Source organism: Rhizobium leguminosarum (assembly GCF_002953715.1).
Classification (GTDB): domain Bacteria; phylum Pseudomonadota; class Alphaproteobacteria; order Rhizobiales; family Rhizobiaceae; genus Rhizobium; species Rhizobium leguminosarum_V.
Map to the genome: position 1 here is coordinate 919,236 of NZ_CP025012.1, position 19,587 is coordinate 938,822.

Below are 19,587 nucleotides of genomic sequence, written 5' to 3' on the forward strand. Positions count from 1 at the left end.
CTCTCGGCGCGCACACTGAGGGGCTACCGGGTGGATGCGTTCAGCCACCGTCCGTGCCGGCCCGCCCGAGGTTGCCCCGCAGCCGATGCAGCATGTCGCGCATCTCGGCCATTTCCTTGAGCGTGCAGCCTGCGGCTTGTCCGATCGCCGTCATGATCGTATCGATCTCCCCCTTCATGGCCTCACCTCTAGGGGTGAGCGACACGATCACCTGCCGTTCGTCGCGCAGGTCGCGGATGCGCTTGATCAGCCCGCTCTGTTCCAGCCGTTTCAACAGCGGCGACAGCGTGCCGGAATCGAGATCCAGTTGCTCGCCGATCGTCTTGACCGGCAACTCGCCGCGTTCCCACAGCACCAGCATCACCAGATATTGCGGATAGGTCAGGCCGACCTTGTCGAGGATCGGCTTGTAGGCGCGGGTGAAAGCATGCGCCGTCGCATAGACCGCGAAGCACAGCTGTTTTTCCAGCCGCTTCTCCTCTTGCGGTATCTCCATCGTCTTCGTCGTGTGCGCTTTCATATCCATCATCCCCAGAGCATTTCCGTTTTTCTTCGAGTAACGAAAATGCTCTATCCCTTTGTTTTCACGCAATTCCGGGCGCAAAACCGCTGCGCACTTTTGCTGGAATTGCTCTGGAGCATGATGCCGAAAAGTGTCGGCGGTTTTCGGCCGACATCATGCTCTAACTCTTTAATTTAGAACAGGATTCAGATTTTAGGCCGGCCCGGCTGAAATCATCCTGTTCTAAGGCCCGATTGTCCTCCTTTCGAATTCGAAATGCAATTTGCAAAATTCACTTGCGTACAATTTAATTGTTCGATACTAAAAATCCAACCCGATCGAAGGGCCAACCAAAGGAGATCGTCATGCCTATTCTCTATACGACCAAAGCCTCTGCCACCGGCGGCCGCGCAGGCCGCGCCGTTTCTGAAAACGGCGTTCTGGACGTGACGCTGACCGTCCCCAAGGAACTCGGCGGCGACGGCGCGACCGGCACCAATCCCGAACAGCTCTTCGCTGCCGGCTACTCCGCCTGCTTCCTCGGTGCATTGAAATTTGTCGCGGGCCAGCAGAAGGTCAAGATTCCGGAAGATACGACGGTCTCCGCCAAGGTCGGCATCGGCCCGCGTGAAGATGGCGGCGGCTTCGGCATCGAAGTGGCGCTGACGGTTGACATTCCGGGTCTCGACCGCGAAACGGCTGAAAAGCTCGCAGCCGCAGCCCATATCGTCTGCCCCTACAGCCACGCCATGCGCACCTCGACCGAGGTTCCGGTCACGGTCGCCTGATCGATTTTAAAAAGTTGGTAGCCGTATCGGCTGCCGCCATCTGCCGTCCGGGTAGGGTACTATCCGGCCGGCTTCGGCGTCTCTGCCATCATTCATGACAGCGCCTGCAGATCCTGCCGCAGCCTTGCGACGCTGCCATCCGGCAGCTTTCCGTCGATCATCGCATGCGTGCTTTCCCAGATCGGCAGCGCTCTCGCCAATACCGCCTTGCCCTCAGTGGTGAGGCTCAGCAGCCGGCCGCGCCTGTCCCTCGGGTTCTCCATCACTTTCACCCAGCCCTTGCGCTGCAGCGGCTTCAGCGCCGCCGTCAGCGTCGTCTGGTCCATGGCGAGCAGGGCGGCGACCGGCCCCATTGGCGGTGGCTCCGGCCGGTTCAGCGACATCATCAGTGAAAACTGCCCATTGGTCAGCCCGGCCGGCCTCAGCGCGTCGTCGAACAGCCGGGCAAGCGCGCGCGCTGCCCGCTGCACATGCAGGCAGAGGCAGGTGTCGCGCACCATCAGCGTCGTGGAAAAGGGAATCTCGATCGAATTTGACATGCTCCATTTCTATTGATATCAATGTATTTAGTCAAGGAGAAGGAGATGAGCCGGCTTCACCGGCAAGCGCCGGAGGAGGGCGCACTCCATGCAGAATGACGTTGTTTCCCGCGAAGAGTGTCTCGAGGCCCGCCGTGCCCTGCTGGCAAAGGAGAAGGAGGCGACGCGGCTGCGCGACAGCGTCAACGCCGCCCGTCTGGCGCTGCCCTGGGTAAAGGTCGACAAGGATTATCTCTTCGAATCGCCCGAGGGCAGGAAGTCGCTCGCCGATCTCTTCGACGGCCGCAGCCAGCTTCTGATCTATCATTTCATGCTCGGCCCGGATTGGGATGCCGGCTGCACCGGCTGCTCCTTCCTGTCGGATCATGTGGATGGCGCCCTGCCGCATCTGAACCATCACGACGTCACCTGGGTCGCCGTTTCGCGCGCGCCGCTTGACAAGATCGCCGCCTATAAACAGCGCATGGGCTGGAAATTTCCCTGGGTCTCCTCCTTCGGCAGCGATTTTAATTTCGATTATCACGTTTCTTTCAGTCCGGAGGATCTTGCCAAAGACAAGGTCTTCTACAATTTCACGCCTATGCAGCCGGCTGATGCCAATGACGAACTGCCGGGCCTCAGCGCTTTCTACCGCAACGACAAGGGCGAGATCTTCCATACCTATTCGAGTTATGCCCGCGGGCCGGAAGAACTGATCGGCACCCTGATGATCCTCGACCGCGCGCCGAAGGGCCGTAACGAGGACAGCACGATGAATTTCGTGCGCCGCCACGACGAATACCAGGAGGCCCCGAAGGCGCCATCCTGCTGTCACTGACATAGGGCACCATCACTCAAGGGAGAAGAGATGATGAAGACCGCTGAAGTGCTGAAGGAACATTCCTTCCTGGAAAGATTGATCGGCGACTGGACCGTCACCGCACCCGACATGAGTGGCGGCGAGCCCTGGACCGAGACCGTCCGCTCGCTGCACGGCATCTGGTTCGTCGCCGAAGGGACCGGCCGCATGCCTGATGGTAAGGAGGCCACCAGCATCCTGACGCTCGGCTACAACGCCGCAAAGGGCAAGTATGTCGGCAGCTGGATCGGCAGCATGATGGACTATATGTGGGTCTATGAGGGCGAGCTCGACGCGTCAGGCAATGTGCTGGACCTTTATACGACAGGGCCTGCCTTCGACGGCGAGGGCCTTGCCGATTACCGCGAGCAGATCATCTTCGTCGATGCCGATCACCGCACCTTCGTCTCCAGCGCCAAGCAGCCGGATGGCTCCTGGAAGCAGTTCATGGAAGCGCATTACACCCGCAGGATCTGACAATCACGGCGCTCACCCTCGAAAGAGAGGCCTTGCAAAGAGGCCTCCGAAGAGGAGCGTCGAAAAAGGGAGAGCATGATGTCTGAGACGCATGGAAAGTTCATCTGGTGCGAGTTGATGACCCCCGACACATCGGCTGCGGCGAAATTCTATAGCTCCGTCGTCGGCTGGACCACCTCCGAAATGAAAATGGAGGGCATGCCCACCTATACGATCTTCGAGGCGAACGGCATCGGCGTCGCCGGCCTGATGGAATTTCCGGCCGAACTCGAAGGCAAGGGCATTCCGCCGAACTGGACGGGTTATGTCGATGTCGATGACGTCGACCAGTCGGCCAAGGATTTCGCCGCCAATGGTGGTTCGGTCCGCCGTCCGCCGGAAGACATATCGACCATCGGCCGCTTCGCCGTCGTCGCCGATCCGCATGGCGCGGTGCTCTGCATCATGACGCCGGCGCCGATGGAGAAGCCCATGCCGGAACTGGCCTTCGACGCACCCGGCAATATTGGCTGGCGCGAACTCTATGCCGGCAATGGCGAACAGGCGCTGGCCTTTTATTCCAAGCTGTTCGGCTGGACGAAGGACAGTGAATTCGACATGGGCCCGATGGGCGTCTACTATCTTTTCGCCCATAATGGCAGGCAGACCGGCGGCATGATGACCAAGCCGGAAAACATGCCGATGACTTTCTGGTGCTATTATTTCATCGTGCCGACCCTCGACGCCGCGATCGAACGTGTCACCTCAGGCGGCGGCAAGGTGGTCCACGGCCCGATGGAAGTCCCCGGCGGCAGCTGGATCATCCAGGCCACCGACCCGCAAGGCGCCTTCTTCTGCCTGGTCGCACCGAAGCGGTAGGTTTTGACGCGGCAAAGTGCGGCCGGCCCCTCATCCGGCTGCCGGCGCCAACCGGGGTCGAGCCACGGGTCTCGACCCGTCCTTCGGACCCCCGCTCGCGGGGCGAAGGGGATATGCCGCAACCTCTCCGTTCCCCACCCACCTCTCGCAGGGCACGTCCCCTCTCCCCGCGAGCGGGGAGAGGGTTAGGGTGAGGGGCAGCGCCCCACGCCAGATCCCCACGCCAGATCCCCACCATCCATCACCCTCCAACCGAAGCAAAGAACCCTTCCGGGCTTTCCACCTCCACCAGCCGCTTCTTCTCGATCAGCCAGAACCGGTTTCCCACCGCCCGCACGAAACTGCGGTCATGCGAGACCAGCAGGCAGCTCGCCTCGTGCGCCATCAACTCGCTCTCCAGCGCCTCCTGTCCCTCGATGTCGAGATGGTTGGTCGGCTCGTCGAGGAGGTAGAAGTTCGGCTCCGTCAATCTCAGCACCAGCATGCCGAGCCGCGCTTTCTGGCCGCCGGACAGCTGGCCGATCGGTTTTGCCTGCATGTCGATCGTCATGCCGGCGCCCGCCAGCAAGGCGCGGGCCCGCTGGTCGCCGACATCGAAGCGGCGGATGATCGTGCCGATCGGCGTGTCGGTGTCGGCAAGATCGGCAAGCGCCTGGTCGCCATAGCCGAGCACGAGCGACGGCGTCGCCTTGATGCTGTCGCGCACCGTCTCCGGTCTTTCGATCGCCTGTTTCAACATCGACACCAGCCGTGACTTGCCGGCGCCGTTGAGGCCGAGGAGCACAATGCGGTCGCCCTGGCAGATGAACTGCCGGCCGGTCTTGAACAGCAGCGTTCCATCCGGCGTCGTCACCGCCGCATCCTCCACCGTCACCAGCACCTTGGCATGGGTACCGCGGTTGGCAAGCCGGATGGCGCCGGCCGAGCGCTCCAGATGCGCCGGTTTTGCCGCATCCTCCAGCTTATCCGCCCGCTGCTTGAGCTGCTTCGTCTTGACGACGAGCAGGTCGCTGCCGGAGTTGATGCCGATATTGTTGAGCTTCGCAGCCTGCTTGCGCAATTGCTCCGCCACCTTCATGTCGCGCTCGTAGCGCCGGGCTTCGGAAGCGTCGGCCTCATCGAGGGCGGCGCGTGCCCTGGTATAGGGCAGGGCGAAGACCGGCGATTGCTCCGGCCGCAGAAACAGCGTCCGGTTGGTCGTCGCATCGAGGAAGGCGCGGTCGTGGCTGGACAGGATAACCGGCACGTCGCGCGGCAGCGCGTTCAGCCAGCCCTCCAGCTGCGCGATCTTTTCGAGGTCGAGATGGTTGGTCGGCTCGTCGAGCAGAAGCACATCGGGCTCGCTGACCCAGGTGCGGGCAAGCATGGCAAGCCGCTGCCATCCGCCGCTCAACTGCTTCAGCGGCCGGCCGCGCATGACCTCCGGCACGTCGAGCGATTCCAGCACCACGTCGACGCGCCAGCTTTCGCTTTCGGCCTGATCGGCCGGCAGCGCCTGCAGCACCGCATCGTAGAACGGCGTGTCGAAAAGGGCAGGTGGCACATTCTGCGCGACATGGCCGACGGTCAGTCCGCGCGCCTTGGTGATCTCGCCCTCGCTCGGCTCCAGCGCGCCGGTGATGCAGGCAAGCAGCGTCGATTTCCCCCGCCCGTTGGCGGCGACGAGGCCGATGCGATCACCGGCATTGACGACGAGATTGAGCTTGGAAAACAAAGGATTGCCCAGCGTCACGCCGAGATTGCGGATATTGATGAGTGTCATGATCGTTCTCTGGTCTTGACCGGGTGGTCGGCACGATCCGGGGCGTTCAGCCATCACGGGATTGCGCGGTTCGAGCCCGGGAAATGAGAGGAATGCGCGCTGTCAGCTGCGGCGTCGCATTGGCCACGAAGGGCAGACCAGGAAGAGATGTCGAGAAACGGTCTCTGGTCAGCCCTGCAAACGCATTTGCAGGGCGTTGACGGGACCACGCTGGCGATTAAACCGAAAATAATATTGCATTGCGTGATCCTCCTTTCTCAAAAGCTTGCGCGATCCAAATAACATTGCCCGCAAAAAGAGGCAAGGGAGCCGGACGTGCGCCGATTTCCAGCCACAAACCGTGCATAGAGGATTCGGGGCCGACCGGGAGAACAAGACGCATGCTCATTGCCCATTTGCCGGCAGGCTACATTCTGGCGAGCGCCGCGCGGCAGCGATCCGCTGCGCCCCGCATCATGACTGCGGCATTGGTCGGTAGCGTGCTTCCGGATTTCGACATGGTCTATTTTTTTCTGACCGGCGGCAAGGTCCATCATCACGACTATGTCTCCCACTGGCCGCTGTTCTGGCTTGCTCTCGCCGTCGTGGCTCTGCCGGCCGTCGGACGGCCGGCGCCGCGCTGGTTTCCCGCGGCCGCCGTCTTTTTCGCGGCCGTCATGCTCCACATGATCATGGATACGGTCGCAGCGCCGATGCTCTGGCTGGCACCATTTGATTGGTCCAAATTGGAGCTGACGACGGTGCCGGCGACCTACAGCAACTGGGTGGTCAGTTTCCTGCTGCACTGGACCTTCGGTCTGGAACTCCTGATCTGCGCGACGGCGTTGATCGTTGCCGTTCGCCGCAACCGTCGCGTTCAAAGCGCAGAACGAGCGTGACGCGGAATTATCCGGCCGAGTCGCCAGCAGCCAGCTCCAGCCGCCGCGTTATGCCGATACTCCTAAGGAAGGTCTCGTCGTGGCTGACGACGATGAGCGCGCCGTCGTAAGCGCGCAGTCCGGCCTCGACCGCGGCGATCGAGTCGATGTCGAGATGGTTGGTCGGCTCGTCGAGGATCAACAGCGGCGGCGGTGCCGAGCCGAGCACGCAGGCAAGGCCCGCCCGCAGCAATTGCCCGCCGCTCAGCGTCGATACGGTCTGCAGCGCAGCATCGGCCCTGAACATGAAGCGGGCAAGGGCCGCCCGGCAGGTATTTTCATCGGAAAGCGGATTGATCCGGCGGAAATTGTCGCGGATCGAGGCCGACGGATCGAGCAGGCTGACCTTCTGATCGAGCATCGAGAAGGCAGTCATGACGCTGACCGTGCCGACCCAGGGTTTCAACTCGCCGGTGACGAGCGCCAGCAAGGTGGTCTTGCCCGAGCCGTTGCGGCCGGTGACGGCGATGCGCTCCGGTCCCGCCACATCGAAGGAGAGATCGCGGATGACGGGATCACCCGGCTGGTAGCCTGATGTCACGCCATCCATCCTCAGCACGATCTTGCTGGCGGGCAGCGCGGTCGGCGACAAGGTTACCGACAAGGGCTGGAGGATCTCGATCTTCTCGCGCGCTGCCCTTGCCTCTTCCAGGGCCTGGGCGCGCCGGCGTTCAGCGAGACGGGCATTGTCGCCACCCGTCGTTTCGCTCCGCTCCTTCATGCCGCCGAGCATGATGCGCGGTATGCCGCCCTTGGCGGCCATCTTCCGCCCGGTGCTGTCCCTCTGCGCCTGACGCTCCACCGTCGCCTGCGCCTTTCTCGCAACCTCGGCCATGCGTTTTTCGGCTTCAGTGAGATCATGCTGTGCCGTCGCGAGCTCGAGCGCCTTGCGTTCGCGATAATGGCTCCAGTTGCCGCCGTAGCGCGTGGCAGCGAGCGAGGTCAGTTCGACGATCGCGTCGACACTTTCGAGCAGTTCCCGGTCATGGCTGACGATGATGGCGCCGGCCCGCCAACCTGACATCAGCGCCATCACCGCCTCGCGGCCTTCGCGATCGAGATTGTTGGTCGGTTCGTCGAGCAGCAGGAAATCCGGTTCGGTAAAGATCAGCGCCGCCAGCCCGGCCCGTGTGCGCTGCCCGCCGGAGAGTGCCGCAAGCGGCGTCTCCGGTGACGCGTCGAGCCCGGTCCGAGTGAGCGCTGCGGCAATGCGCGCCTCCAGCATCCAGTCCGCCGATGCAAGCTCGTCGGCCGTTGCCCCGCCGGCTTCGGCGCGGCGAAGAATAGCGAGCGCATCGGTCACGCCGAAGAGACCGGCAATCGTTTCGTCAGATGCTATCTGAACGCTCTGCCGCAGCACGCCGAGGCTGCCGCTGACGGATACGGTGCCCGAATGAGGATGGAGCTCACCTGAGGCAAGCTTCAGCAGCGTCGTCTTGCCGACGCCGTTGCGCCCGACGAGACCGGTCCGTTCCGCCCCGAAGCTCAGGTCGAGATTGGAAAAAAGCGGCCGCCCGTCAGGCGCGGACCACGAAACTTGGGAGAGGGTGATGGATGCAGGCATGGATATGGATTTCCCGGTTGGCAAGGCGAACTGGCGTTGCGATCGGGTTGAAATCCATTGCGGCACACATCCTGTTGAATTGGTCGATGGCAGATAATTTAGGGAATAAAGGCTGAAGGTTCAAGAAGGAGAACGATCTTGCATTCTTCGGGGAAGGCCGTGGGAAGTTGCCCCTCACCCTAACCGTCTCCCCGTAAACGGGGCGAGGGGACGTGCCCTACGAGAGGTGAGCGAGGAAAGGAGAGGTTGCGGCTATTCCCCCTTCGCCCCGCGAGCGGGGGTCCGAAGGACGGGTCGAGACACGTGGCTCGACCCCGGTCGGTGCCGGCAGGCGGATGAGGGGCTTACGGCAGTCCGCAGGCTTACCGCTTCAAGCTCCCCAATATCCCACGCACCAGCGCCCGGCCGACTTGGGTCGCAACCGTGCGCGCCACGCTTTTCATCGCCGCTTCCACCACCGTTTCGCGCTGATAGCCGGAAGTCCGGCCGCGCGATTGGCCGCGGCCCTGATTGTCGTCGTCATTGCCGCCGCCGAAGCCCGGCAGGTTCCAGCCGGAGGTCGTGTTGCCCTGTTGCTGGGGTGCTTCTTCCTGGGCCCGCTTGGCGGCCTCGGCATCGGCCGCCTTCTTCGCCCGTGCGGCCAGCAGTTCGAAGGCGGATTCGCGGTCGATATCCTCGTCATAGATGCCGAGAACCGGGCTCCTATCCATGATCTGCCGGCGCTCGTCATCCGTCACCGGGCCGACGCGGCCGGATGGCGGGCGGATCAGCGTGCGCTCGACGATCGAAGGTGCGCCCTTGGCCTCCAGCGTTGAGACCAATGCCTCGCCGGTGCCGAGATTGGTGATGACCGTGGCGCAATCGAAGGCCGGATTCGCACGGAATGTATCGGCCGCCGTCCTCACCGCCTTCTGTTCGCGCGGCGAATAGGCGCGAAGCGCATGCTGTGCCCGGTTGCCGAGCTGGGCGAGCACCGTTTCCGGCACGTCGAGCGGGTTCTGCGTCACGAAATAAACACCGACACCCTTGGAACGAATCAACCGCACCACCTGCTCGACGCGTTCGGTCAGCACCTTCGGTGCGTCGTTGAAGAGCAGGTGCGCCTCGTCAAAGAAGAAGACGAGCTTCGGCTTGTCGGGGTCGCCCACCTCGGGCAATTCCTCGAAGAGCTCGGAGAGCAGCCAGAGCAGGAAAGTGGCGTAAAGCCGCGGGTTCATCATCAGCTTGTCGGCGGCAAGCACCGAGATCTGGCCGTAGCCGTTGTTGCTGGTGCGCATGATGTCGGAAATCTTCAACGCCGGTTCGCCGAAGAAGTGCTCCGCACCCTGCTGTTCGAGAACGAGCAGCGCCCGCTGGATCGAGCCGACCGAGGCCTTGGAGATCAGGCCGTACTGGTTGGAAAGTTGGCTGGCGTTCTCGCCCATATAGTTGAGCAGCGAGCTGAAATCCTTGAGGTCGAGCAGCGGCAGCCCGCCCTGGTCGGCGATCTTGAAGGCAATGTTGATGACGCCTTCCTGCGGTTCGGAGGCATCCATCAGGCGGGCGAGCAGCAGCGGTCCCATCTCGGCGATGGTGGTGCGCACCCGGTGGCCCTTCTCGCCGAACAGATCCCAGAAGATCACCGGAAACTGGTCGAATTCGTAGTCGGTGAAGCCGATCTGTTCGGCGCGCTTCGTCAGGAAATCCTTAGGCTCGCCCTTGGCGGCGATGCCGGAAAGGTCGCCCTTGATATCGGCCGCAAACACCGGAACGCCGGCCCGGGAGAAGCCTTCGGCCAGCACCTGCAGCGTTACCGTTTTGCCGGTGCCGGTAGCGCCGGTGACGAGGCCGTGGCGATTGCCGAATTTCAGGTCGAGATATTCCGGCTTGTTGATACTGTCATCGGGATTGCGGCTCGCGCCGATGAAAATCTTGCCTTCCTCGATCATCCGGAATGCTCCCTTGGGGCTCTGCCGCCATTTATGAGAAGGCTTGCTTCCACAGCCTTCATCGAACCATCGTTTCCCTGTTATAAGCAGGCAAGCGCATGCGGACAACTGTTTGCATTAAAAGCAAAACCGGACAAAGTGCCGCCCGGGAAGGGCCGGCTTGAGTTGCTGTGGAATTTCGATTAACGTTGACGTTAACGTCAAAAAACAGGAGGCTGACGATGAATGAAATAGTGACCCAGATCGCCGATCGCGTGGGTATTGCGCCTGATTTGGCCGAAAAGGCGCTCGGCATGATGCTTGGCTTCCTGCAGCGCGAAGCCGCCGATGGCCCGGTTGCCAAGATGATCGAAGCGATCCCCGGCGGCGCCGATCTCGTCGCCCAGTTCAATGGCGCAGGTGCCGGCGGCGGCGGTCTGCTCGGCGGGCTGATGAGCTCGCTCGGCGGCGGCGGCATCATGGGGCTTGGCCAGCAACTGATGGGCGAAGGCCTCGGCATGGGCGAGATCACCTCGCTTGCCAAGGAAACCATCGCCATCGCCAAGCAATATGCCGGCGAGGAAGTCGTCGACGAGGTCGTCGCTTCCGTCCCGGGCCTCAGCCAGTTCGTCTGAGACGAGAGAATCAGGAGCTCCGCCTCAGTGCGGGGCTCATTGTTCTTGCGCCGGAAGCACTGGCTGAAGACCAAGCGCTGTCCCCTGGCTGCCCATTGGATGGAAGGAGAGCAGATGGCCATCTGGCGTCCGTCGCAGCAGATCAGGGTGAAGGTGATCGGCCTCGCCTGGCGCAATGACCGGCTGCTCGCCGCCGAAGTGGAGGATGACAGCGGTCGCATCAAGGGCGTTCGCCCGCTTGGTGGCGCCATTGAATTCGGCGAGAGCCGCGAAGAGGCCCTGCACCGCGAATTCCAGGAGGAGCTCGAAACGGCGATCCGCATCGTCGGTCCCTGGCATCTGCTTGAAAACATCTACGAGCATCACGGCGCGACCGGTCACGAATACATCTTCGCCGCTGATATCGAACTGGCCGATGCATCGCTCTATGAGCGCGATGAAATCCACTATTCCGAACTCGACGAGACGGCGGCGACGGCGCGCTGGTTCGGCCGCGACAGGCTGCGCGACGCCGGCATCGATCTCTATCCGACAGGTCTCGACAGACTGCTGTCGCGCTGGCGCGATTGAGCCAGAAAGCGCGCACTTTGAGGCGGCTTAGGCCGATCGCCAAACTTTGATCGTCTGCGGCCTGATCCATGGGAACAATGAGCTGGCATCGCCTGTTGCTAGAGCAATTCCAGCAAAACTGTGCAGCGGTTTTGCGTCCGGAATTGCGTGAAACAAAAACGATCGCTGAAACCAGAAGGAATAGCATCATGCGCAGGTTTATTGCAGCAACGTCGATCGCTCTCCTCAGCCTCTCCGCCCCGGTTCTTGCCCAGTCGAATATGGGCATGGATGCCAGCGGCCGGATCGACGGCACGCCGCCGCTCGGCACCGCGCCGGGAGCCGAAACGCAAAGCGGGCTGATAATCCCGCTCGACTCGATCGAAACCGGCAGCATCGACAATGGACCAGTAAGCGGTCCGGTCGACTGGGCGCGCTGCCCGCCGCGCAAGGCGCGCGGAGCGCTTGCCACCGAAGGCGGCAAGAGCGGCGCCTCCGTCAGCCCCGCATGCCGTGATAACGGAAACCAGTAACACCAGGGGAGGGCGCTATTTGCCGTCCTTCTTGTCGTGATGCAGGATGACGCCGAGTTCATGCCATCGACGCCCGTCGCGCTCGATGAGTAGATCGGCTGAGGCCGGTCCCATGCTGCCCGGCGCGTAAGCGTCAGGCTCGCTCTCATCCCTAGCCCAGATATCGAGGAAGGGCTGCACCGCCGCCCATCCGGCCTCGATGCCGTCGGCGCGCTGGAACAGCGTCTGGTCGCCGATGAAGAGATCGTAGAGCAGCGATTCATAGCCGGTCGTCTTGGCGATATCGAATTTGTCGGCATAGCGGAAATCGAGAGAGACCGGCACGGTATCGACGGAAAGCCCCGGCGACTTGATCGAGATTTCCATGCTCATGCCCTCGTCCGGCTGTACCTGGATCACCAGCCGGTTCGGTGGCAGGCGGCGCTTGACGTCGGTCTCGCGAAACTGCGCGAACGGCACCGGCTGGAAGGTGATAACGATTTCGGTGTCGCGCGCCGTCAGCGCCTTGCCCGTCCTGAGATAGAAGGGCACGCCGGCCCAGCGCCAGGTATCGGCATAGAGCTTCAGTGCCACGAAGGTCTCGGTCCTGCTGTCGGGCGAGACGTCCTTGGTGTCGCGATAGGCTGGAAGCTCAGCACCATTGAGCGGGCCTGCGCCATAGGCGCCGCGCACGCCATGCGTTTTGGCCTCTTCCGGCGTATAGACGCGCAGCGCCTTCAGCACCTTGCTCTTCTCGTTGCGGATTGCCTCGGCATCGAAACTGTTCGGCGGCTCCATGGCGATCATCGCCAGCAGCTGGAAAAGATGGTTCGGCACCATGTCGCGCAGCGCACCGGTTGCATCGTAGAATTTGCCGCGGCTGCCGACATCGACGATCTCGGCGGCGGTGATCTGCACATGGTCGATGTAGCGGCTGTTCCACAAGGACTCGATCATCATGTTGGCGAAACGCGCCGTCATCAGGTTCTGCACCGTCTCCTTGCCGAGGAAATGGTCGAGCCGGTAGACTTGGCCTTCCCCGACCTGGGCGAGAATCCGCGCATTGAGCGCCTGCGCCGAGGCGAGATCGGTGCCGAACGGCTTCTCGATCGCGACGCGGCGGAAGACGCCTTCGCTTTCATCGGTCAGCCCATGCGCGGCAAGCTTCTCGACAATCGTGCCGAAGAAGGATGGCGGCACCGCGAGATAAAAGGCGGCATTGGCATTCGGCCCCAGCCGCTTGCCGATCTCGACGAAAATATCGTCCTTGGTGAAATCCCCGGACGTATAGGAAATGCGCCGGCGCAGGCTCTCCCAGGCTTCGTCCTTCACCGTCGGCTCTTCGCCGCTCAGATGGCTGAGGAATTGGTCGAGCCGCCCGCGCAGGAATTCGTCGTCACCCGGCTCGATGCCGATGCCGAGAATGTGGAGATCCTCGCCCACCAGGCGGCTGCGCGTCAGATTGATGATCGCCGGCACCAGCAGGCGGCGCGTCAGGTCCCCCGTGGCGCCGAAGATGACGAGGGTGACCGGCGGGGTAGGGGCAGCGTCCATGTGTCATCTCCTTGGAATTTGCGGCCGACTATACTGCGCGCTGGTTTTGCCGCAACATATGCAGGCGAGGGATAACAGGCATTTGACATCCTCTGGCGCTCGCGGTCGCCCCTCATCTGCCTGCCGGCACCAACCGGGGTCGAGCCACGGGTCTCGACCCCGGCAAGGTTAGGGTGAGGGGCAAGCCACACGGTAGGTTAGGGTGAGGGCTGCCATCGGCGCGAACCGGACATGCCGGCAGCGGCCGCCTTTACCCCTTCACCGCCACCATGAAGATCCTCGGAAACCTGAGCAGCACCCGTCCATCCGACATCTTGGGATAGGCCTTTTCCAACCGCTCCAGGTAATCCGCCAGGAACGCCTCACGATGCTCTTCGCCGGCATGGGCAAGATAGGGCATCAGCCCGGTTCCCTTCACCCATTCGACGATACCAGCCGCATCCGCCATCGGGTGATTGTAGACGGTGTGCCAGATATCGACATGCGCGGCTTTGGCGATCAGCCGGCTGTAATAGGTGGATGGCGGCGGCAGCGACCTGCGGCGCACGCTCTTCGCCTCGAAGGCGGATTTCCACGGTCCGGCATGCGCCGTCTCCTCCATCGCCAGATGTGAGGGTTCGCCGAGATTATCGGGCATCTGCACCGCAAGCACGCCGCCTTCGGAAAGCCCGTCCATCAGCCGGTCGAAGATATCGAGATGATCGGGCAGCCATTGGAAGACGGCATTGGCAAACAAGAGGTCGGCGGGTTGGTCCGGCTGCCAGCGGGTGAGATCGGCCTCGACGAAGGCAGTGCCCGGAAGCCGCTTGCGCGCCGCCTCCAGCATGTTCATGTCGCTGTCGACGCCCGAGACGCCCTGCGCCCCGTAGCGCTCGATGATCAGCTCGGTCGAATTGCCCGGGCCACAGCCGAGATCGATGGCATGACGAAGGTTTTGCAGCGGCACCTGTGCCAACAGGTCACGCGCCGGTCGCGTGCGCTCATCCTCGAATTTCACATATTGGTTGGCGGACCATGCCATGGCGTTCACTCCTGCTGTCAGGCCACATCGTCCATGTGGTGGATGCGGATCTTGTCGATGTTGCGGCCGTCGAGATTGACGACCTCATCGGCGAAGTCGCCAGCGACGAGGGGACGCGCCGATCTTCACTCAGCCGACACAAGTATTTTGTCCACGCGCCTCCCGTCGAGATCGACGACTTCGAAGCGCCATCCATCTCTCGTGAAGCTCTCGCCCAATTCCGGCAGATGTTTCAACTCTTCCAACACCAGGCCGGCGACCGTCTGATATTCCAAGTCGCCATCGAGCCTGAGGCTTAAGAATTCAGCGAACTCGTCAATTGGCGTCCAGCCCGACACCAGATAAGAGCCGTCGTCTCGCCGAGCGATGGCCTGTTCATCGACAGGCCCCTCCTGGAGAGCCCCCATGATTGCTTCCAAAATGTCACCTGACGAAACAACCCCCTCGAAGTGGCCGTACTCGTCGAAAACCAGCACCATGTGAACGGGCGATTTCCTGATGGCTTCAATCACATTGATGGCAGTTGAAAGGTCTGAAACCACCGGGACGTCTTGCGTCAGAGCCGCAATGTCGGCACTGCCGTGTTCGGACATCGCGTCGTAGAAGTCCTTGACCGGAAGGATGCCGATCACCTCGTCCGAACTGCCTTTTCGAACGGGCAACCGCGACCGCTTCGTCCTGTGCAACTGGGTCCGAATTTCATCAAGGCTGTCGTCGATATCAATAATTTCGACGTCCCGCCGGGGCGTCATAAGCGCTCGGGCAGTGCGATCCGCCAGCCGCATGACACCTGATATCATCGCGGACTCTTCGCTTTCGATCACTCCAGCCGACTGCGCCTCGGCCAGAACAGTTTTGATTTCTGCGTCAGAGACATTTTCGCCAGCTTTTCCTGTTTGGCCCAAGAGCTTGAGCACAAGATTTCCGGAGGCGTTCAGAAGCCACACGAGTGGCAGCGCAATTTTTGAAAGGACCGCCATAGCGGGTGCGACCTTGGCCGCAACCGCTTCGGGTTCCCGCAATGCGATCTGCTTTGGAACAAGTTCGCCGACGATCAACGAAAGATATGTGATTGCCACGACGACTGAACCTACGCCAATGGCATCAGCGGCCGTCGATGATATTCCCTGGGCTTCTAGCCATCCGCTCAGGCGGCCGCCGAGCGTGGCGCCTGAGAAAGCGCCGGATAGAACGCCGACCAGCGTGATTCCGATCTGCACCGTAGAGAGAAAACGACCGGGGTTTTCGGCAAGTTTGATCGCTTGAGCTGCACCCTTGCTTCCATTGTCGGAGAGGACCTTTAGGCGAGCTGTCCGAGAATAAACAACGGCCAGTTCCGACATGGCGAGCACACCATTCAGGATGGTGAGGAACGCCACAATTCCAATTTCCAGAAACACAGGGACCCTATTCGTTGAGGTTGTAGTGCCGCATTCGTCAGGCGAAGCGGCGAGGCATTCGAAGGGACGCTCTATATACGCATCGCCTGTCGTCTCTCCATCATCGTGTTGACATCAAGGTTCCATCAGACCGCTCCTCTGAAGTGAGCGCGGCCGCCCGTCATCGGCAATGGTCTGGGAAGCGGCCCTCTCTGCGGGAGCATTGATATGCCTGAGGCGAGGCGGAGGTCATCGCACCGTCTACAATGGTCGCCTGCTTCCTCGGCCGGGAGATCCCGGTTGGAAGGGGCGGAGCTTGTACTGGATGGGTCGCTGTCAGGCATGTCGCAATTTTGACGGTGAAACAGTGCCGACGCAAGAGGCGCCGGGCAAAAATCCTTATAGCGTCTTGATGTGACAGTTTCGCCAACGGCAGCAGCGCCGCATTTGCGCGTCTTAAAAGAGGCGCTGCGGGCTGCCTTGCCATAAGTAAAAGTGGCGCAATACACCGTAAATTAACAGCCGCTCCGTATTTTCTCTAAATTGCGAACGATTTCCGCGACGTGCAGCCACGTCCTGAAATCAGTTCTCGGTCTGGGGAAGCCGGGACGGAATAGATCGGTGCGCGATCGACGACCTGCCCGCTTGAGGAGGTTAAGCGCATGCAGTTCAAATCGGCTACCGGGCGCAACATTTTTTCCGTGGCGGCCTGCGGTGTCATCGCCACCATCGCGGCATCGGGCGTCCTTTTCTACATCGCCTACAACGATATGCGCAAATCGAGCCTCGATCAGATGCTCCAGATCGCTGCCACCAACGCGCTCAACGTCGAGAAATCCATGAGCGTGGCGCTCGGTATCGTCAATGCGTTGGAAACGTCGCTGTCGACGATGAAGGACGGCGGAAACGCCAATCGTGCTGCCGCCGACGACCTGCTGAAGAACATGCTGCAGGATAATCCGATGGCGCTCGGTGTTTGGACCGGCTGGGAACCGAATGCCTTCGACGGCAAGGACAAGGATTTTGTCGGCAAGGAAGGCCACGACACGACCGGCCGCTACGTGCCCTACTGGGTCCGCAGTGGCGACAAGATCCAGCACACGCCGCTGGTCGATTATGGCGCGTCGGGCGCCGGCGATTACTACCAGCTGCCCTTTACTCAGAAAAAGACCGTGGTCATCGAACCTTATGTTTACGCGGTCGACGGCAAGGACGTGCTGATGACCTCGGTCGCCAAGCCGATCATGGTCGATGGCAAGGCGCTCGGCGTCGCCGGCATGGACATTTCGCTCGACGACGCCAACAAGGCGATCTCGGCAGTCCACCCGATGGAGACCGGCTATCTCAGCCTGGTGACGGGCGCCGGCAGCATCATCAGCCATCCTTCCGCAGAACTCGCAGGCAAGAATATCAAGGACGGCGGTGATCTCACCGCCGGCTGGGATCAGTTGATCGCCAAGCCCGGCGTCGCGCAGGAGATCGCAGGCCCGGACGGCCAGACCTATTTCTCGGTCGCCTATCCGGTAAAGCTGACGAATGACCTCAACTGGTACGCCATCGTCTCGGTGCCGAAATCCACCGTCTTTGCCCAACTGAATAACATGGCCTGGAGCGCCGTTGCGATCACCGCCATCGCTGCCCTCTTGCTCGGTTTTTCAGGCTGGCTCATTGCCCGCAAATTCATCCGCCGCATAGAGGGCGTGATCGCCGAGACCGATCGCATCGCCCATGGCCAGCTCGACGTGCAATTGAACGACAAGAATGCCAAGGACGAAATCGGCGATCTCTCACGCTCCCTCGCCATCCTGCTGGAAAGCAATCGCCAGAAGATCAAGCTGGAAACGGATGCAGAAACCTCCCGGTCCCGCGAAGAGATCGAACGACAGGAACGTTCCGTCCTCCATGCCGCCCGTGAGGATTCGATCAAGTTTGCGGTGAGCGAACTCGGCAACGGACTGGCCAGCCTTTCCAACGGAGATATGACCGTCCGGTTGGAAAAGCCATTCACCGACTCCCTTGACGAAATCCGCGTCGATTTCAATGCGTCTGTCGAAAAGCTCCAGGCGGCCCTGATTTCCTTCTCCGAAAACGCTGCCGTCATTCAGGCCGGTTCGGAGGAAATCCGCTCCGGCGCCGACGATCTCGCCCGCCGCACCGAACAGCAGGCCGCTTCCGTCGAGGAGACCGCCGCCGCGCTCGAGCAGATCACCACCTCGGTCAAGGACTCCACCCTTCGCGCCGAAGAAGCGGGAACGCTCGTCAGCCGCACCAAGGATGGTGCAGAAAAGTCCGGAGAGATCGTGCGCAATGCCGTCGATGCCATGACCGGCATCGAGCAATCCTCGCAGTCGATCTCCAACATCATCGGCGTGATCGACGATATCGCCTTCCAGACCAATCTGCTGGCCCTCAATGCAGGCGTTGAGGCAGCACGTGCAGGGGAGGCCGGCAAGGGCTTCGCCGTCGTCGCACAGGAAGTGCGTGAACTCGCACAGCGCTCGGCCACCGCCGCCAAGGAGATCAAGGCGCTGATCACCTCGTCCGGCGCCCAGGTCAAGCGCGGCGTCGATCTCGTCGGCCAGACCGGCAAGGCGCTGCAGGCGATCGTTGCCGAAGTCCAGCAGATCAACAGCAATGTCCAGGCGGTCGTCCAGGCTGCCCGTGAACAGTCGACGGGTCTCCTGGAGATCAACACCGCGGTCAACCAGATGGACCAGTCGACCCAGAAGAACGCCGCGATGGTCGAGGAATCGAATGCCGCCTCGCACACGCTGGTGACGGAGGTGTCTGCCCTTTCGGAGCGTCTGGCACAGTTCAATCTCGGCCAGGTTGCAAAGGCGGCCCCCGCCGCCCGGACGACTGCCAAGCCGCTGGCCCGCCCGGTCGCGGCGACGCTTGCGGCGCGCAGACAGGTTCCCGCCTCGGCCGCCGACCATGCCAGGCCCGCTCCCTCGCCGGCGCGCGCACTCGGCGGCAAGCTCGCAGCCGCCTTCGGCACCTCAGCCGCACCGGCTTCGAGCGAGGGCAACTGGGAAGAGTTCTAGAAGCATGTCGCGTAAAACTGTCAGCGGTTTTGCGGCGCGAGACGCTGTCAGATTTTACGAGGCGCTCGGAGGACCGTCGTCGAGGCCGGTGGTGAAAACCCGGTGCTGACAAAGGAATTGCGAACCAGGCCTCAATGGTGAAGTATTGCGCTGACCGCGAGCTGCCCTGACGTTCTCGTGGAGCCTCTCCAAAAACGACGAGGTCACGATGCTTATTATCTTTGGCGGTCTGCCTGGCAGTGGAAAGACGACGATTGCTCGCGCTTTGGCTGAGCGGTTGAATGCAGTCCATGTGCGCGTCGATACCATCGAGCAAGCAATCCGTGCCTCCGGAATTGCCGATGATGCCGGGCCTGCAGGCTATATCGTGGCTTACGGAATTGCCGGAGACAATCTGACCCTCGGCAGGACTGTTATCGCCGACTCCGTCAACCCGCTTCGGATAACCAGGTCAGCGTGGCTTTCGGTCGCGCAAGCGGCCGGGGTGGTGGCGGCGGAGGTCGAGGTGGTTTGCTCGGACAAAGCCGAGCACCGCAACCGTGTTGAAACGCGCCTCACTGACGTCGAAGGTCTCGTGAAGCCGACATGGCAAGAGACTTCCGAACGAGCCTATGACGAATGGCACGATGCGATCGTCATCGATACGGCTTCGAAAACGGTCGACGTCGCTTTGGAGGAACTGGTGAGCCGATTGAAATCGCTGGCGATGCGATGACTACGAAACAACGTCCTGGTTGAGCT

The 19,587-nt window shown here is 61.7% G+C and carries 18 protein-coding genes; 10 read left to right on the forward strand and 8 right to left on the reverse strand.

All coding sequences use genetic code 11. The annotated features are described in order from the left end of the window. Positions 1–40: 40 nt before the first annotated feature. Positions 41–529 (reverse strand): MarR family winged helix-turn-helix transcriptional regulator, encoded by a 489-nt coding sequence (locus CUJ84_RS04745; protein ID WP_105005390.1) that lies wholly within the window; start codon positions 527–529, stop codon positions 41–43. A 338-nt stretch (positions 530–867) separates the two neighbouring features. Between CUJ84_RS04745 and CUJ84_RS04750 the strand changes: the two genes are divergently transcribed. Beyond that, on the forward strand, positions 868–1,290 hold the full coding sequence (locus CUJ84_RS04750; protein WP_018241187.1) for an organic hydroperoxide resistance protein: 423 nt from the start codon (positions 868–870) through the stop codon (positions 1,288–1,290). A gap of 92 nt (positions 1,291–1,382) precedes the next feature. Here the strand turns inward: CUJ84_RS04750 and CUJ84_RS04755 are convergent, their stop codons facing one another. Next, positions 1,383–1,829: a MarR family winged helix-turn-helix transcriptional regulator gene (locus CUJ84_RS04755; RefSeq protein WP_105005391.1), complete on the reverse strand. Its 447-nt coding sequence runs from the start codon at positions 1,827–1,829 to the stop codon at positions 1,383–1,385. An 88-nt stretch (positions 1,830–1,917) separates the two neighbouring features. Between CUJ84_RS04755 and CUJ84_RS04760 the strand changes: the two genes are divergently transcribed. From CUJ84_RS04760 to CUJ84_RS04770, 3 genes are all read left to right on the forward strand, one after another. After that, positions 1,918–2,646 carry a DUF899 domain-containing protein gene (locus tag CUJ84_RS04760; protein WP_105005392.1) on the forward strand — a complete coding sequence of 243 codons (729 nt, stop codon included), beginning with the start codon at positions 1,918–1,920 and terminating at the stop codon, positions 2,644–2,646. Between the two features lie 30 nt (positions 2,647–2,676). Then, entirely contained in the window at positions 2,677–3,144 is a 468-nt protein-coding gene (locus CUJ84_RS04765) for a DUF1579 domain-containing protein (RefSeq protein WP_105005393.1), read from the forward strand. 78 nt (positions 3,145–3,222) lie between these two features. Then, a complete protein-coding gene (locus CUJ84_RS04770) occupies positions 3,223–4,002 on the forward strand; it encodes a VOC family protein (RefSeq protein ID WP_105005394.1) in 780 nt (259 codons plus the stop codon). Positions 4,003–4,243: 241 nt separating this feature from the next. On the opposite strand, the gene CUJ84_RS04775 is transcribed toward CUJ84_RS04770, so the two are convergent. After that, on the reverse strand, positions 4,244–5,764 hold the full coding sequence (locus CUJ84_RS04775; RefSeq protein WP_105005395.1) for an ABC-F family ATP-binding cassette domain-containing protein: 1,521 nt from the start codon (positions 5,762–5,764) through the stop codon (positions 4,244–4,246). Between the two features lie 380 nt (positions 5,765–6,144). On the opposite strand from CUJ84_RS04775, the gene CUJ84_RS04780 reads away from it, so the two are divergent. Then, the gene (locus CUJ84_RS04780; protein WP_105005396.1) at positions 6,145–6,642 is read left to right on the forward strand and encodes a metal-dependent hydrolase; all 498 of its coding nucleotides are present in this window, start codon (positions 6,145–6,147) and stop codon (positions 6,640–6,642) included. Between the two features lie 7 nt (positions 6,643–6,649). Here the strand turns inward: CUJ84_RS04780 and CUJ84_RS04785 are convergent, their stop codons facing one another. Further along, positions 6,650–8,245, reverse strand: a complete 1,596-nt coding sequence (locus CUJ84_RS04785) for an ABC-F family ATP-binding cassette domain-containing protein (RefSeq protein ID WP_105005397.1) — start codon at positions 8,243–8,245, stop codon at positions 6,650–6,652. Positions 8,246–8,607: 362 nt separating this feature from the next. Beyond that, complete coding sequence (locus CUJ84_RS04790) at positions 8,608–10,173, reverse strand: helicase HerA-like C-terminal domain-containing protein (RefSeq protein WP_105005398.1); 1,566 nt, start codon at positions 10,171–10,173, stop codon at positions 8,608–8,610. Between the two features lie 221 nt (positions 10,174–10,394). Between CUJ84_RS04790 and CUJ84_RS04795 the strand changes: the two genes are divergently transcribed. The 3 genes from CUJ84_RS04795 (at position 10,395) to CUJ84_RS04805 (ending at position 11,869) form a co-directional block, all read left to right on the forward strand. After that, on the forward strand, positions 10,395–10,787 hold the full coding sequence (locus CUJ84_RS04795) for a hypothetical protein (protein WP_003546502.1): 393 nt from the start codon (positions 10,395–10,397) through the stop codon (positions 10,785–10,787). A gap of 114 nt (positions 10,788–10,901) precedes the next feature. Next, a complete protein-coding gene (locus tag CUJ84_RS04800) occupies positions 10,902–11,357 on the forward strand; it encodes an NUDIX hydrolase (protein ID WP_105005399.1) in 456 nt (151 codons plus the stop codon). Between the two features lie 188 nt (positions 11,358–11,545). Beyond that, positions 11,546–11,869, forward strand: coding sequence for a hypothetical protein (locus tag CUJ84_RS04805; protein ID WP_105005400.1), 324 nt, complete (start codon positions 11,546–11,548; stop codon positions 11,867–11,869). Positions 11,870–11,884: 15 nt separating this feature from the next. On the opposite strand, the gene zwf is transcribed toward CUJ84_RS04805, so the two are convergent. The 3 genes from zwf to CUJ84_RS04820 all read right to left on the reverse strand — a co-directional run bounded on the left by zwf (position 11,885) and on the right by CUJ84_RS04820 (position 15,823). Beyond that, on the reverse strand, positions 11,885–13,402 hold the full coding sequence (gene zwf, locus CUJ84_RS04810; RefSeq protein WP_105005401.1) for a glucose-6-phosphate dehydrogenase: 1,518 nt from the start codon (positions 13,400–13,402) through the stop codon (positions 11,885–11,887). 250 nt (positions 13,403–13,652) lie between these two features. Further along, positions 13,653–14,423, reverse strand: coding sequence for a trans-aconitate 2-methyltransferase (tam, locus tag CUJ84_RS04815; RefSeq protein ID WP_105005402.1), 771 nt, complete (start codon positions 14,421–14,423; stop codon positions 13,653–13,655). A 125-nt stretch (positions 14,424–14,548) separates the two neighbouring features. Then, the gene (locus CUJ84_RS04820; protein WP_105005403.1) at positions 14,549–15,823 is read right to left on the reverse strand and encodes a hemolysin family protein; all 1,275 of its coding nucleotides are present in this window, start codon (positions 15,821–15,823) and stop codon (positions 14,549–14,551) included. Positions 15,824–16,464: 641 nt separating this feature from the next. Here CUJ84_RS04820 and CUJ84_RS04825 point away from each other — a divergent pair. Together CUJ84_RS04825 and CUJ84_RS04830 are read left to right on the forward strand one after the other, a co-directional pair. Next, positions 16,465–18,846 (forward strand): methyl-accepting chemotaxis protein, encoded by a 2,382-nt coding sequence (locus tag CUJ84_RS04825; RefSeq protein ID WP_105005404.1) that lies wholly within the window; start codon positions 16,465–16,467, stop codon positions 18,844–18,846. A gap of 208 nt (positions 18,847–19,054) precedes the next feature. After that, positions 19,055–19,561: an AAA family ATPase gene (locus CUJ84_RS04830; protein WP_105005405.1), complete on the forward strand. Its 507-nt coding sequence runs from the start codon at positions 19,055–19,057 to the stop codon at positions 19,559–19,561. Positions 19,562–19,587 lie beyond the last annotated feature (26 nt).

Bases quoted from the DNA above. Each gene is read 5' to 3' on its own strand.
- CUJ84_RS04760 (WP_105005392.1), top strand. From the start codon at position 1,918: ATGCAGAATGACGTTGTTTCCCGCGAAGAGTGTCTCGAGGCCCGCCGT.
- CUJ84_RS04770 (WP_105005394.1), top strand. From the start codon at position 3,223: ATGTCTGAGACGCATGGAAAGTTCATCTGGTGCGAGTTGATGACCCCC.
- CUJ84_RS04765 (WP_105005393.1), top strand. From the start codon at position 2,677: ATGATGAAGACCGCTGAAGTGCTGAAGGAACATTCCTTCCTGGAAAGA.
- zwf (WP_105005401.1), bottom strand. From the start codon at position 13,402: ATGGACGCTGCCCCTACCCCGCCGGTCACCCTCGTCATCTTCGGCGCC.
- CUJ84_RS04745 (WP_105005390.1), bottom strand. From the start codon at position 529: ATGATGGATATGAAAGCGCACACGACGAAGACGATGGAGATACCGCAA.
- CUJ84_RS04830 (WP_105005405.1), top strand. From the start codon at position 19,055: ATGCTTATTATCTTTGGCGGTCTGCCTGGCAGTGGAAAGACGACGATT.
- CUJ84_RS04785 (WP_105005397.1), bottom strand. From the start codon at position 8,245: ATGCCTGCATCCATCACCCTCTCCCAAGTTTCGTGGTCCGCGCCTGAC.
- CUJ84_RS04825 (WP_105005404.1), top strand. From the start codon at position 16,465: ATGCAGTTCAAATCGGCTACCGGGCGCAACATTTTTTCCGTGGCGGCC.
- CUJ84_RS04780 (WP_105005396.1), top strand. From the start codon at position 6,145: ATGCTCATTGCCCATTTGCCGGCAGGCTACATTCTGGCGAGCGCCGCG.
- CUJ84_RS04805 (WP_105005400.1), top strand. From the start codon at position 11,546: ATGCGCAGGTTTATTGCAGCAACGTCGATCGCTCTCCTCAGCCTCTCC.
- CUJ84_RS04750 (WP_018241187.1), top strand. From the start codon at position 868: ATGCCTATTCTCTATACGACCAAAGCCTCTGCCACCGGCGGCCGCGCA.
- CUJ84_RS04755 (WP_105005391.1), bottom strand. From the start codon at position 1,829: ATGTCAAATTCGATCGAGATTCCCTTTTCCACGACGCTGATGGTGCGC.
- CUJ84_RS04800 (WP_105005399.1), top strand. From the start codon at position 10,902: ATGGCCATCTGGCGTCCGTCGCAGCAGATCAGGGTGAAGGTGATCGGC.
- CUJ84_RS04790 (WP_105005398.1), bottom strand. From the start codon at position 10,173: ATGATCGAGGAAGGCAAGATTTTCATCGGCGCGAGCCGCAATCCCGAT.
- CUJ84_RS04795 (WP_003546502.1), top strand. From the start codon at position 10,395: ATGAATGAAATAGTGACCCAGATCGCCGATCGCGTGGGTATTGCGCCT.
- CUJ84_RS04775 (WP_105005395.1), bottom strand. From the start codon at position 5,764: ATGACACTCATCAATATCCGCAATCTCGGCGTGACGCTGGGCAATCCT.
- tam (WP_105005402.1), bottom strand. From the start codon at position 14,423: ATGGCATGGTCCGCCAACCAATATGTGAAATTCGAGGATGAGCGCACG.